Origin of the sequence: Streptomyces taklimakanensis, assembly GCF_009709575.1 — a bacterium.
Classification (GTDB): domain Bacteria; phylum Actinomycetota; class Actinomycetes; order Streptomycetales; family Streptomycetaceae; genus Streptomyces; species Streptomyces taklimakanensis.
The window spans coordinates 924285-936847 of the sequence record NZ_WIXO01000001.1 but is presented as its reverse complement, the minus strand read 5'-3'; the positions used below and the strand labels follow the sequence as shown (position 1 = coordinate 936847).

The following is a 12563-nucleotide window of genomic DNA, read 5'->3' as shown; positions in this document are numbered from 1 at the left end:
CCGCTCCCGTCGTGCCGTGCGTCACATCACCAGGTGGCGCGCAGCTGGCGGATGATCCGTCGGCGCAGCCTGACCTGACGGCTGCCGTCGGAGTTGAGCCTCAGCCGATCCAGCTCCCAGTGTCCGTACTCGGCGTGGTCGGTCAAAAGGCGCGTGGCAGCCTTGCGGGACACCCCGCGCGGGACGTGGACATCGCGAAATTCGTATTCCGGCATCACATCTATTGTGCGGGCAGGGGCCCGGTACGGATAGCGTCTGCACTATGTCTGATGCTGCGCAGCCCGGTGCTGCCGAGGTACGAGCCGCCGCCGAAGCCCTGAAGAACGCGCTGGACCGTCACCTCGAAGCCGTCGAACGACGGTCTGCCGAGGTGGGCGACGCCGCCGACGCCGCCCGGGCCGAGGCCGCGGTCCACGCCGCGTTCGACGAACTCGCCGCGGCGGGAGAGGCGTACGACGAGGTGTTGTACGACGTCTACGACGAGGTCACCCCCTTCGAGATCCCGGGCGGTGACAGCATGCCCCCCTACGCCGGACCGGAGGAGCCCGGCTCCCTCAGCGTTCTCGTCCGCCGCGATTACACGGTCGTCGAACCGCAGCGGCTGATGGCCCAGGCCCAGCGCGTCACCGCGCTCGACCCGGACTCCGCGGACGCCGACGAGGAGGCGCTGGAGGGACCTTTCGCCGGGAGCGGTGTGCACGCCGCGCTCAGCGTGCTCTTCGGCGAGTACGAGCCCGACGAGATCGCCACCCGACACGGGGAGTTCGGCCTGGAGGAGGGCGACTCCACCCTGTGGGTGATCGCGGGCGAGGAACCCGCCGAGCCGGGGGAGTGGCTGGCCTCGCCCTTCGAGGCGGCCGACCCCGAGCGGGTCGTCTGCCGCTTCGACGTCAGCGCCGTCTTCGACGAGGAGGAGGACCTCTACGACGAGGACGGCGGGGGCGGGCCCGGAGGCCGGTGACCCGATCGGGGTTCCGCGGGCGCGCCCGCGGAACCCCGTGTTCGGGACCGGAGGGCGCGGTCAGTCCGCCCGCTCCGCAGGCCGGGCCGCGGCCGCCTGTGCGCGCAGCAACGCGCGCAGACGGGTCGTGCGTTCCGGTGCGGGTACCTGGGCCACCGCCCGCTGCAGCGCCTGATCGACCCCGTGCACCACGGACAGGTGCCGCTCGCCCCGGCCGAAGGCCGTGTACACCCAGGCGCGGTCCAGGGCCCGAGCCGCGTCCCCGGGCAGCACCACCACGGCCGCGGGCCAGCGCGTGCCCACCGCCTGGTGGGCGGTGAGCGCCCAGCCGTGCCGCACGGTGTCCGCCACCCGGTCGCGCGGAACGACGACCGTACGGCCGGCGCACTCCAGCCGCAGCCCCTCCGCGTCGCCGGAGACCACCGTGCCCGGCACCGCGCGGCCGGGGGCGGGGGCGTGGACCACCCGGTCGCCCGGGTCGAAACCGCCGAACCGGCCCGGACCGGGGTTGAGCCGTTCCTTGAGCGCGGCGTTGAGCACCCGGGTGCCCGCCGCGCCCCCGTGGCCGGGCGTGATCACCTGGGTCCGCTCGGCGGGCACCCCGATCGCCCTCGGCACCGAGTCGGAGACCAGCTGCACGGTGCGGTGCACCGCCTCCCCGGCGTCGTGCACGGGGACGATCACCACTTCCCGGCCGGGCGCCTCCACCCGGTTCAGCTCGCCGACGCCGATGCCCGACACCAGCTCGCCGACCGGGCCGGGATCGGGGGTGCGGGAGACCACCTGCGGGCAGACGCGCGCGGCGAGCAGGTCGGTCAGCACCTGCCCGGGACCGGCGGCGCCGAGCAGGTGGGGGTCGCCGCTGAGCACCAGCCGTGCCCCGTCCGGCAGCGACTCCACCAGGGCCGCCGCCCGTTCGGTGTCGAGCTGGGGCGCGTCCAGTACGACGAGCAGGTCGAGCGCGTACGCGCCCTCCTCGTCCCGTCCGGGGCCCTCGCGGTCGGTCAACAGACCGTCGACGGTGAGAGCCGCCGGGGCCGGCTCCCCGCCGCCCTCGCCTCCCCCGGCGGTACCGTCGGGGGAGGCGAGCAGCTCCGCCAGCCGCCGCCTGCCGTCCTCCCCGTGGGTCACGGCACACGCCCGCAGCCCCAGGGAACGGGCCGCGGCCACCAGTGCCGCGGGCTCGGCACGGGCGGCCTCGCCGCCGGTGTGCACCACCAGCCCGCTGCGCGCGACGGCCCGGACCAACTCGGCCGCCGAGGGGGTGGGGGCGGCCGCCGCGGCCTTCTCCCAGCCCTCGGTCTCCGCCTCGTCGGGCGGGACGAAGGTGGAGCCGAGCCGGGCCAGGCCCTCGGCCAGCCCCTCCTCGGCGAGGGCGTACCGCTCCAGACCGAGCAACAGCCGTACCGGTCGTCCGTCGCCGTCCGCACCGAGGCCCTCGGCGGCCTCGGCGGCCTCGGTGGCATCGGGGCCCTCGGAACCCCCGGCCCCCGCGACGCCGCCCCCCTCCGTCTCGTCCTCGAACGCCAGTACCGCCCCCTCGTCGAGGGCCGCCGCCACGGCACCGTCCGGATCGGACACGGCGTACCGGGCCAGCTCCGCGGCGAGGGAGGCCGACGGCAGGACGGTGTGTCCGGACAGCGCGGCCCGCTCCAGCAGCCACACCGTCAGGGCACGAGTCCGGAGCTCGTCGTCCGGGCCGCACTCCGGTCCCCGTACCGCGCGGGCGAAGCCGTCCGCCTGCTCCGGCCGCACCCCGGGGACGGACAGCAACTGCCACGGATCCGCGCGCAGGACCTCCTCGGCCCCCTCGCCCAGGGCCCTGACCACCCGGGCGCCCAGCGAGGGGGGCGCCCCGGCCTCGGCGAGCAGCGCGACGACCCCCTCCGGTACGGCGACCGGCCCCTCCGCCGCCGGCGCCCCGCCGGGAGCGGGGGCGGGACGGGGAGCGGGACGCCGGGCGCGCGGGGCGGGGCGGGGCTCGGCGAAGAACTCGGCGGCGGAGCGCTCACCGCTCTCCACGGCCCGCACGGCGGCCATCAGCTCGGCCGCCTTGTCCCCGGCCGCGGCGGTCTTGTCTCCGGCCGCGGCCGGCCGGCCCCCGGGATCGGTGGGGTCCGTGCGGTGTGTGTCGCTGTGGTCCGTGCCGTCCGGGCGGTCGGAGGGGTCGGCGCTGGACGCGGTCACAGTGTGCTCCAGTCGTGATCGGGATAGCGGTGCACCGGCGCCGACACGTCGTCCAGCGCCCGGCAGATCTCGTCGGGAAGCGTAAGGCTCTCCACTGACAACGATTCCTGGAGCTGCCGCGCCGTCCGTGCGCCGACGACCGGCGCGACCACACCGGGCCGGTCCCGCACCCAGGCCAGTGCCACCTGGAGCGGGGTGACGGCCAGGCCGTCGGCCGCTATGGCGACCGCGTCCACGATCCGCGCCGCCGTCTCGTCCAGGTAGGGCGCGACGAAGGGCGCCAGGTGTTCCGAGGCGCCACGGGACCCGGGCGGCGGCCCGCCGCGGTACTTGCCGGTGAGCACCCCCCGCCCCAGCGGTGAGGACGGCAGCAGCCCGACCCCCAGGTCCAGCGCGGCCGGCAGCACCTCGCGCTCCACACCGCGCTGGAGCAGCGAGTACTCCATCTGGGCACCGGCCAGTCGGGTGCGCGATCCGGGCGCGGCGAGCTGCCACGAGGCGGCCTTGGCCAACTGCCAGCCGCAGAAGCCCGCCACCCCCGCGTAGCGGGCGCGGCCACTGCTCACCGCGGTGTCGAGGGCCTGGAGGGTCTCCTCCAACGGAGTGAGGGGGTCGTAGGCGTGGACCTGCCACAGATCCACGTGGTCGGTGCCCAACCGCTCCAGGGAGGCGTCCAGGGCCGACAGCAGATGGCCGCGCGAGCAGTCGAAGCGGCGGTCGGGGTCGGGCACGCCGCCCGCCTTGGTGGCGATCACCACCTCCCGGCGCGGCACCAGGTCCGCCATCAGCCGTCCCAGCAGGTACTCGGCACCGCCGTCGGCGTACACGTCGGCGGTGTCCACCAGGGTGCCGCCGGCCTCCCAGAAGGCCTTCAGCAGGTCGGCTGCCTCCCGCTCCCCGGTGTCCCGCCCCCAGGTGAGGGTGCCGAGCCCGATCCGGGATACGCGGAGACCGGTGCGGCCCACGTGCCTGTGCTCCATGGGCGTTGAGCGTACTTGCGGACGCGCGCTAGAGTCCCGGGGACAGGCACGTTACTGATCGGTAAGGGGAGCGCGGATGCGGCTCGGGATCAACCTCGGCTACTGGGGAGCCGGGATGGACGCGGACAATCTCGCGGTCGCCCAGGAGGCCGACCGCCTCGGCTACTCCGTCTGCTGGGCCGCGGAGGCCTACGGCTCGGACGCCGCCACCGTACTGGCCTGGGTCGCGGCCCAGACCGAGCGGATCGACGTGGGCTCGGCCATCTTCCAGATCCCCGCCCGCACCCCCGCCATGACGGCCATGACCGCCGCCACCCTCGACACGCTCTCCGGCGGCCGCTTCCGGCTGGGCCTGGGCGTCTCCGGCCCGCAGGTCTCCGAGGGGTGGTACGGGGTGCGGTTCGACAAGCCGCTCGCCCGCACCCGCGAGTACGTGGAGATCATCCGCAAGGCGATGTCCCGCGAGCGTCTGTCCCACTCCGGCGCGCACTGGACGCTGCCGCTGCCCGACGGCCCCGGCAAGCCGCTGAAGCTGACCGTGCACCCGGTCCGCGAGCACATCCCGCTCTACATCGCCGCCATCGGGCCGAAGAACCTGGAGCAGACCGGCGAGATCGCCGACGGCGCCCTGCTGATCTTCTTCTCGCCCGAGCACGCCGAGGAGACCACCCTCGGCGCGCTGCGCGCCGGACGGGAGAAGGCGGGCAGGACCCTGGAGGGCTTCGACGTGGTGCCCACCGTGCCGCTGGCCGTCGGCGACGACGTCGATGCCCTGGCCGACACCTTCCGTCCCTACACCGCGCTGTACGTCGGCGGCATGGGCAGCCGCAAGCAGAACTTCTACAACAAGCTCGCCCAGCGGATGGGGTACGAGAAGGAGGCCGCCGAGATCCAGGACAGGTACCTGTCCGGCGACAAGGACGGCGCCGCGGCCGCCGTGCCCCGGCAGTTGATCGACTCCACCACGCTGCTCGGCTCCGTGGACCGGATCGCCGATCGGATGCGGGCCTACGCCGAGGCGGGGGCGACCACTCTGTCCCTCGCGCCGGCCGGCTTCACGCTGGAGGAGCGGATCGCCGCGCTGCGGGCCGGGGTGGAGGCGCTGGAGCGCTCCGGCGTCGCCTGACGCCCCGGCGGTCCGGCGCCCCGGCGTCCTGGCGCGCACACCGGCATCGGCACCGACACGGGCGGGGCCGGACGCCGCCGCGTCCGGCCCCGCCCGGTGTGCTCCACGGCCGTGGTGGGGGCTCGGGGTCTCCCCGCCACGGCCGTCTACCGGCACAACGGCCCGGCCTCCGTCGGGTTACGCCCGGCACCCCGCGGCACCTCCGTTCGGCCCAGGCGGCGCGGTGAGCTGTTGCCCCCGACCGTTCGCGCCGTTTGACTCGACTCCTGCGGATACGTCCACGGAGGTGCCGGGTCATGTTCTGGACGAGGGGCCTGTCGAAGGAGATCCTCGGCGACGACGAGACGTTTCGGCTGCTCTGCTCGCTGGTCGCCGCCACGCTGGCCCGCGAAGGACGCGAGACCTGCCGGATCGCCGCGCTCGTCCCCGAGGGGCTGCGCGACCTGGCACCCGGAGTGGCCCGGCACGGCGCCGAGCAGGAACGGCACGCCCGGCTGCTGGGCGCGCTGCTCGCGGCCCGTGGTCTGGAACCGGCCGAGATCCCCCCGGAGGCGGACCACGCCCGGCTCCTGGAGCGGCGGGGCGGCTGCCCGGTACACGTCAGGGTGCGCCGTGGCGAGCCGATCAGCGAACGGGACGTCGTCGCCCACCTCGCCCACGGGTACGTCACCGCCGTCCGGACGACCGCCTGGCTGGACCTGGCCGCCGACCGGCTCGCCGACCGCCCGGAGGTCGCCGACGCCGCCGCGGAGATCGCCTCGGCCGAACGGGACCGCCTGGCCCACTGTCGCGAGGAGCTGCTGCGCTTCGCGCGGGCCGGGCACGGCGCCGCCGTCCGGTTGGCGCTGCGGGAGAACGCGTCGGCCGAGGTCGGCGTCCACCGCGACGTGGTCCTCGCCGTACTGGCCCGTGTGGGCCGACTGTCGGGGTGGCGCGTGACCCGGTCGGTGGCCCTGGAGGCGCGGGTCCAGGCGGGGTACGCGTACGAGCGGCTGGTCGGCCGGCGTCGCACGGTGGACCTCCTGCCGCCCCCGCCCCCCGAGCGGACGGACCGCTCCCGACGCCCCCGGGCACCCGAGGCGCTCACCCCGTCCGGAAACCCGCCCGACGCCCCGCCCGAGGAGGCCGCCGGGCCCGCCGGGGCCGCTACAGCCAGCCGCGGCGCCTGAAGAACCGGTACAGGCCGAGGCTCGCGGCGACCGTCAGCGCCATCACCGCCGGATAGCCCAGCGGATGGTGCAGCTCGGGCATGTGGTCGAAGTTCATGCCGTAGACCCCGGCGATCATCGTGGGGACGGCCGCCATGGCCGCCCAGGCGGAGATCCTGCGCATGTCGTCGTTCTGCCGGACGCCCACCTGCGCCAGATAGGCCGACAGGACGTCCGACAGCAACCGGTCCAACGTCTCGACCTGGTCGTTGGCACGGGTCAGGTGGTCGGCGACGTCCCGGAAGAACGGGCGTGAACTCTCGGGCACGAACGGCACCCGGGTGCCGGCCAGCCGCTCCACCGGATCGGTCAGCGGTCCGGTGGAGCGGCGGAACTCCAGCACCTGGCGCTTGAAGGCGTAGACGCGGCCCGCGGTGTCGCCCCCGGCCGGACCGTCCGGGGTGAAGACCGCCTCCTCCAGCTCCTCCAGGTCGGCCTGGAGCCGCGCGGCCACCTCCATGTACTGGTCGACGACCGCGTCGCTCACCGCGTACATCACCGCGGTCGGGCCGTGTTGGAGCACCTCGGGCCGGTGCTCCAACCGTTCGCGCACCTCGCCCAACGGGTTGATGTCGCCGTGCCGCACGGAGATCACGAAGGAGTCGCCGACGAGCAGCATCAGCTCCCCGGTGCTCACCCGCCCCGACGACGGGTCGTAGTCGACCGGCCTGAGCACCAGGAACAGCGAGTCCCGGTAGAGCTCCAGTTTGGGGCGCTGGCGCGCCGTCAGCACGTCCTCCACCGCCAGCGGGTGCAGCCCGAACTCCTCGGAGAGGCGGGCGAGCTCGTCGTCGGTGGGCTCGTGCAGCCCGATCCACAGGAAGGTGTCACCGGAATCCCGGGCCGTCCGGAGCGCCTCGGTGAGGCCGGCGGGCTCCTCGGCGCGCCGTCCGTCCCGGTAGACCGCGCAGTCGACTATCACCCCGCCATTCTGCCCGTGTCGCAGACGGAACCGGTGCGCGCGGCGGCCGTACCGCCGTCCGCACCGGCGGTTGTCCACACCGCCTGTCGGGCCGCCGCGCGCCTCGCCTACGCTGGCAGCCATGCCCACGCTGCTCCTCGTCCGGCACGGCCGGTCCACCGCCAACACCTCGGGGCTGCTCGCCGGACGCACTCCCGGCGTCGCCCTGGACGACCTGGGCACCGCCCAGGCCGCCGCGCTCCCCGGGCGCCTGGCCGCGCTGCCGCTGGCCGCCGCCGTCCACAGCCCCCTGGAACGCTGTCGCCAGACCCTGGATCCGCTGTCGCGGGCCCGGCCGGAGCTGCCGCTGCACACCGAGGAGCGCATCGGCGAGTGCGACTACGGGGACTGGACGGGCCGCAAGCTCGCCGAGCTGAACGACGAACCGCTGATGACGGCCGTCCAGCAGCACCCCTCCTCCGTGGCCTTCCCCGGCGGGGAGACGATGCGCGGCATGCAGTCCCGCGCGGTGGAGGCCGTGCGGGAGTGGAACGAGCGGATCGAGCGGGAGCACGGCGCCGACGCCACCTACCTGATGTGCTCCCACGGCGACGTCATCAAGTCGCTGGTGGCCGACGCGCTCGGTCTGCACCTCGACCTCTTCCAGCGCATCCACGTCGAGCCCTGCTCGGTCACCGCCATCCGCTACACCCCCGTGCGCCCCTTCCTGCTGCGCCTGGGCGACACCGGCGACCTCGCCTCCCTCGCCCCCCGCGAGCCGGACCGCGAGCCGGACGGGGCCGCGGCCGGCCGACCGGCCGGTGGCGACGGCAACGCGGCGGTCGGAGGCGGAGCGTAGGCGCGAACCGCGCGGGTACGGCGTACGGGCACCGCGTACGGGCCCGGCGGAAGGCACGGTGATCGCCGCGCGCAGTAGGGTGCCAGTGACCCAGCAGTCGAGCCGATGGAGCAGGACGTGTCCCGTCAGGTGTTCCTCTACGACCCCCCGGAACGCTTCGTGGCCGGCACGGTCGGGCTGCCTGGCCGCCGGACGTTCTACCTCCAGGCGTCCGCGGCCGGCCGCACCACCAGTGTCGCCTTGGAGAAGGCGCAGGTCGAAGCGTTGGCCGAGCGCATCGACGAGCTCCTCGACGAGGTCGTGCGGCGTACCGGGGGCAGCGCCCCGGTCCCGGCCGTCGCCCCCGCCGAGACGGCCGACAACGCGCCCCTGACGACCCCGGTGGAGGAGGAGTTCCGGGTCGGCACGATGGCGCTGGCCTGGGACGGCGAGGACGAGTGCGTCGTCGTCGAGGCCCAGGCCCTGGTGGAGCTGGAGGCCGACTCGGACGAGGAACTCGCCGAGGCCGAGGAGATGTTGCTGAGGGACGACGAGAACGGACCACCGGTGTTGCGGGTGCGGATCAGCGGGGCCATGGCCCGTGCCTTCGCCAAGCGCGCCATGGAGGTCGTCCGGGCGGGGCGCCCGCCGTGCCCGCTGTGCAGTCTGCCGCTCGACCCGGAGGGACACGTGTGCCCGCGCCAGAACGGATACCGCCGACAGCCGTGACGCGGACCGGAACCGGAACCGGAACACCGGGGCCCGCGAAACCGTCGAGGTGTTCGGGGCCACCGGAACCGACCGCCCCGCCGGCCCGGGTGTTGGCCGAGGGCGAGCTGACGGTGCGCGGACGGCTCCGCGAGGCGTCCAACGCGGTGCTGTACTGCACGGTGGAGGGCGACGGCCGCGCAGTGCCCTGTGTCTACAAGCCGGTGCGCGGGGAGCGTCCGCTGTGGGATTTCCCCGACGGCAACCTGGCGCGGCGCGAGGTGGCGGCGTACGAGATCTCCGAGGCGCTCGGCTGGCACCTGGTGCCGCCGACCGTGCTGCGCGACGGTCCGTACGGCGAGGGCATGTGCCAACTGTGGATCGGTCCCCGTCCGGACGGGGCCGCTCCTCCGGACGGGCCGGGCGGGCCCGAGGGCGCCGCCGAAGGAGCGGAGGAGTCCGATGGACCGGGCGGCGGACTCCTCGCGCTGGTGGAGGACGCGGAGCCCGAAGAGGGGTGGAAGCCCATCGGCCTCGTCGACGTGGGGGAGGGACGCACCGCCCTGCTGGTGCACGCCGACGACCCGCGGCTGCGCCGTCTCGCCGTCCTCGACGCGGTGATCAACAACGCCGACCGCAAGGGCGGACACCTGCTGACCACCCCCGACGGGCGGCTGTACGGCATCGACCACGGCGTGACCTTCCACACCGACGACAAGCTGCGCACGCTGCTGTGGGGGTGGGCCGGTGAGCCGCTGCCCGCCGAGGTCCTGGAACCGTTGCGGAGGTTGCTCGCGGCGCTGGACGACGGCCCCCTGGCCGTCCGGATGGGCGAGCTGATCACCCCCGCGGAGCTGGACGCCCTGCGCGGACGGGTCCGCGGGCTGCTGGAGACCGGACGCCACCCGGTGCCCGGCGGGGACTGGCCGGCCGTTCCCTGGCCGCCCATCTGACCGCGTTCCGCCCCGGCACCGGCCCGGCACCGGCCCGAGACGGACCGGCCGGTGGCTCGGATCCCACTCGTGGGCACCACCAATCGCCGGTTACGCTCATGACCATGCATGCCTGGCCCGCTTCCGAGGTGCCCGCCCTGCCAGGTCAGGGCCGCGACCTCAGCCTCCACGACACCTCGACCGGGGGACGGGTGACCCTCACCCCCGGTCCCGTCGCCCGCATCTACGTCTGCGGCATCACGCCCTACGACGCCACCCACATCGGACACGCGGCGACCTACAACGCGTTCGACCTGGTGCAGCGCGTGTGGCTCGACACCAAGCGGCAGGTTCACTACGTGCAGAACGTCACCGACGTCGACGACCCGCTGCTGGAACGGGCCGCCGCCACCGGTGAGGACTGGACGGCCCTCGCCGAGCGGGAGACCGCGCTCTTCCGCGAGGACATGACCGCCCTGCGGATGCTCCCCCCGCGGCACTACGTCGGCGCCGTCGAGGCCATACCCCGGATCGTGCCGATCGTCGAACGACTGCGCGAGACCGGCGCCACCTACGAGCTCGACGGTGACATCTACTTCTCGGTCTCCTCCGACGCCCGCTTCGGTTCGGTCTCCCGACTGGACGTCGAAACGATGCGCCACCTGTCGGCGGAGCGCGGCGGCGACCCCGACCGCCCCGGCAAGAAGAACCCGCTGGACCCGCTGTTGTGGGTGGCCGCCCGCGAGGGTGAGCCGGCCTGGGACGGCGGCTCGCTCGGCCGGGGCCGCCCCGGCTGGCACATCGAGTGCGTCGCCATCGCGCTGGAACACCTCGGCATGGGCTTCGACGTCCAGGGAGGCGGTTCCGACCTGGCCTTCCCGCACCACGAGATGGGGGCCTCGCACGCCCAGGTCCTCACCGGCGAGTACCCGATGGCCACGGCGTACGTGCACGCCGGGATGGTCGCCCTGGACGGCGAGAAGATGTCGAAGTCCAAGGGGAACCTGGTCTTCGTCAGCCGGCTGCGGGGCGACGGGGTGGACCCGGTCGCGATCCGCCTGGCACTGCTGGCCCACCACTACCGCTCCGACTGGGAGTGGACGGACACCGTCCTGGACGAGGCGGTCGCGCGGCTGAGCCGCTGGCGCGCCGCCGTCTCCCGCCCGGACGGTCCTCCGGCCGGGGCGCTGCTGGAGGAGATCCGCGAGGCCCTCGCCGACGACCTGGACGCCCCCGCCGCGCTGACCGCCGTCGACCGGTGGGCCGAACGCCAGCGGACGGAGGGCGGCACGGACACCGGCGCGCCCGGCCTGGTGTCGCGGGCCGTGGACGCCCTGTTGGGCGTCGCGCTCTAGCCGGACGTCCCCCGTCCCCCGTGCCCGACGGGCGCGGGGGACGGGCACGCTCCGGTGGGCGCGCCCGGCCGGAGCCGGACGCCCCGGAGCGGACGCCGCACGTCCCGCCCCGGCCCCGCGACCTCGTCGACCGGCCGGTCAGTCGTCCTTCTCGGACGACCCCCCGTCCTCCTCGTTCCCGGACGTTCCGCCATCCTCGCCACCGGCGCCGCCGTCACCTGATCCCTCGGCCCTCCCGGCGCTCCCGGGCCCTTTGGGGTCCTCGTCGGACGCCTTCGACGGACGGCCCAACCCCCTGGAGGGGTCGCGCAGGTACGAGCCGCCCTCGGACGCCGTCGCACCGCCGCCGGTGGCGTGGCCGCCGCCGGGCTGGCCGTCCCGCCGTCGCAGGTAGCGCTCGAACTCCTTGGCGATCGCCTCGCCCGACGCCTCCGGCAGGTCCGCGGTGTCGCGGGCCTCCTCCAGCGACTGCACGTACTCGGCGACCTCGTTGTCCTCGGCGGCGAGCTGGTCCACGCCCAACTGCCAGGCGCGGGCGTCCTCCGGCAGCTCGCCCAGCGGGATCCGCACGTCCAGCAGGTCCTCCAGCCGGTTGAGCAGGGCGAGCGTCGCCTTGGGGTTGGGCGGCTGCGAGACGTAGTGCGGCACCGCGGCCCACAGGCTCACGGCCGGCACGCCCGCGTGCGTGCACGCCTCCTGGAGGATGCCGACGATGCCGGTGGGGCCCTCGTAGCGGGACTCCTCCAGGTCCATCGTGCGAGCCAGGTCGGGATCGGATGTGACGCCGGTGACCGGCACCGGGCGGGTGTGCGGAGTGTCACCGAGCAGCGCGCCGAGCACGACGACCATCTCCACGCCCAGTTCGTGGGCGAACCCCAGGATCTCGTTGCAGAAGGACCGCCAACGCATGCTCGGCTCGATGCCGCGCACCAGCACGAGGTCGCGGGCGCGCCCCCGGCCGTCGGCGTCGCCGACGCGCACCACCGACAGGCGGGTCGTCGGCCAGGTGATCCTGCGCACACCGCCCTCCAGCCACACCTGGGGGCGGTTGACCTGGAAGTCGTAGTAGTCCTCGGCGTCCAGCGCGGCGAACACCTCGCCCTTCCACTCCCGCTCCAGATGGGCGACCGCGGCGGAGGCGGCGTCACCGGCGTCGTTCCAGCCTTCGAACGCGGCCACCATGACCGGGTCGACCAGCTCGGGAACTCCCTCGAGCTCGATCACCCAGTGCCTCCTTCCGGCCGACCGGAGCGCCTGCTCCGTACCGGCTGACGTTCCTCTACCGTGCGGGCCCAGCCTACGGCGTGACCGTGCCCGCGCCGCAGCCCCCGCATTCCTCCCCGGAGGCTTTCGGGGTGAGGAGGTGC

12 protein-coding genes are annotated in these 12563 nt (G+C 74.7%); 7 read left to right on the top strand and 5 right to left on the bottom strand.

The window, feature by feature from the left end; translation table 11 throughout:
• Nucleotides 1–26 precede the first annotated feature (26 nt).
• Entirely contained in the window at nucleotides 27–215 is a 189-nt protein-coding gene (locus F0L17_RS04145; protein ID WP_155070010.1) for a DUF5703 family protein, read from the bottom strand.
• Nucleotides 216–262: 47 nt separating this feature from the next.
• Here F0L17_RS04145 and F0L17_RS04140 point away from each other — a divergent pair, with 47 nt between their 5' ends.
• Nucleotides 263–961, top strand: a complete 699-nt coding sequence (locus F0L17_RS04140) for a hypothetical protein (RefSeq protein WP_155070009.1) — start codon at nucleotides 263–265, stop codon at nucleotides 959–961.
• 60 nt (nucleotides 962–1021) lie between these two features.
• On the opposite strand, the gene F0L17_RS04135 is transcribed toward F0L17_RS04140, so the two are convergent.
• Nucleotides 1022–3148, bottom strand: coding sequence for a helix-hairpin-helix domain-containing protein (locus tag F0L17_RS04135; protein WP_420802377.1), 2127 nt, complete (start codon nucleotides 3146–3148; stop codon nucleotides 1022–1024).
• Complete coding sequence (locus F0L17_RS04130) at nucleotides 3145–4128, bottom strand: aldo/keto reductase (RefSeq protein ID WP_155070008.1); 984 nt, start codon at nucleotides 4126–4128, stop codon at nucleotides 3145–3147. The genes F0L17_RS04135 and F0L17_RS04130 overlap by 4 nt, the downstream gene beginning before the upstream one ends.
• A gap of 76 nt (nucleotides 4129–4204) precedes the next feature.
• On the opposite strand from F0L17_RS04130, the gene F0L17_RS04125 reads away from it, so the two are divergent.
• Nucleotides 4205–5254, top strand: a complete 1050-nt coding sequence (locus F0L17_RS04125) for an LLM class F420-dependent oxidoreductase (protein WP_155070007.1) — start codon at nucleotides 4205–4207, stop codon at nucleotides 5252–5254.
• A gap of 296 nt (nucleotides 5255–5550) precedes the next feature.
• Nucleotides 5551–6423: a ferritin-like domain-containing protein gene (locus F0L17_RS04120; protein WP_155070006.1), complete on the top strand. Its 873-nt coding sequence runs from the start codon at nucleotides 5551–5553 to the stop codon at nucleotides 6421–6423.
• Here the strand turns inward: F0L17_RS04120 and corA are convergent.
• The gene (gene corA, locus F0L17_RS04115; RefSeq protein WP_338018235.1) at nucleotides 6401–7384 is read right to left on the bottom strand and encodes a magnesium/cobalt transporter CorA; all 984 of its coding nucleotides are present in this window, start codon (nucleotides 7382–7384) and stop codon (nucleotides 6401–6403) included. The genes F0L17_RS04120 and corA overlap by 23 nt on opposite strands.
• Nucleotides 7385–7505: 121 nt before the next feature.
• On the opposite strand from corA, the gene F0L17_RS04110 reads away from it, so the two are divergent.
• The 4 genes from F0L17_RS04110 (at nucleotide 7506) to mshC (ending at nucleotide 11196) form a co-directional block, all read left to right on the top strand.
• Nucleotides 7506–8222, top strand: coding sequence for a histidine phosphatase family protein (locus F0L17_RS04110; protein WP_155070004.1), 717 nt, complete (start codon nucleotides 7506–7508; stop codon nucleotides 8220–8222).
• A 117-nt stretch (nucleotides 8223–8339) separates the two neighbouring features.
• Entirely contained in the window at nucleotides 8340–8930 is a 591-nt protein-coding gene (locus F0L17_RS04105) for a DUF3090 family protein (protein WP_162465769.1), read from the top strand.
• On the top strand, nucleotides 8894–9862 hold the full coding sequence (locus tag F0L17_RS04100; RefSeq protein WP_420802376.1) for an SCO1664 family protein: 969 nt from the start codon (nucleotides 8894–8896) through the stop codon (nucleotides 9860–9862). The genes F0L17_RS04105 and F0L17_RS04100 overlap by 37 nt, the downstream gene beginning before the upstream one ends.
• A gap of 104 nt (nucleotides 9863–9966) precedes the next feature.
• On the top strand, nucleotides 9967–11196 hold the full coding sequence (mshC, locus tag F0L17_RS04095) for a cysteine--1-D-myo-inosityl 2-amino-2-deoxy-alpha-D-glucopyranoside ligase (RefSeq protein ID WP_155070002.1): 1230 nt from the start codon (nucleotides 9967–9969) through the stop codon (nucleotides 11194–11196).
• Nucleotides 11197–11334: 138 nt separating this feature from the next.
• Here the strand turns inward: mshC and F0L17_RS04090 are convergent, their stop codons facing one another.
• On the bottom strand, nucleotides 11335–12420 hold the full coding sequence (locus tag F0L17_RS04090) for a PAC2 family protein (RefSeq protein ID WP_162465767.1): 1086 nt from the start codon (nucleotides 12418–12420) through the stop codon (nucleotides 11335–11337).
• Between the last annotated feature and the right edge of the window lie 143 nt (nucleotides 12421–12563).

Excerpts from the sequence above, each read along its gene's own strand:
- F0L17_RS04145 (WP_155070010.1), bottom strand. The coding sequence starts at position 215 with ATGCCGGAATACGAATTTCGCGATGTCCACGTCCCGCGCGGGGTGTCC.
- F0L17_RS04140 (WP_155070009.1), top strand. The coding sequence starts at position 263 with ATGTCTGATGCTGCGCAGCCCGGTGCTGCCGAGGTACGAGCCGCCGCC.
- F0L17_RS04130 (WP_155070008.1), bottom strand. The coding sequence starts at position 4,128 with ATGGAGCACAGGCACGTGGGCCGCACCGGTCTCCGCGTATCCCGGATC.
- F0L17_RS04125 (WP_155070007.1), top strand. The coding sequence starts at position 4,205 with ATGCGGCTCGGGATCAACCTCGGCTACTGGGGAGCCGGGATGGACGCG.
- F0L17_RS04120 (WP_155070006.1), top strand. The coding sequence starts at position 5,551 with ATGTTCTGGACGAGGGGCCTGTCGAAGGAGATCCTCGGCGACGACGAG.
- F0L17_RS04110 (WP_155070004.1), top strand. The coding sequence starts at position 7,506 with ATGCCCACGCTGCTCCTCGTCCGGCACGGCCGGTCCACCGCCAACACC.
- mshC (WP_155070002.1), top strand. The coding sequence starts at position 9,967 with ATGCATGCCTGGCCCGCTTCCGAGGTGCCCGCCCTGCCAGGTCAGGGC.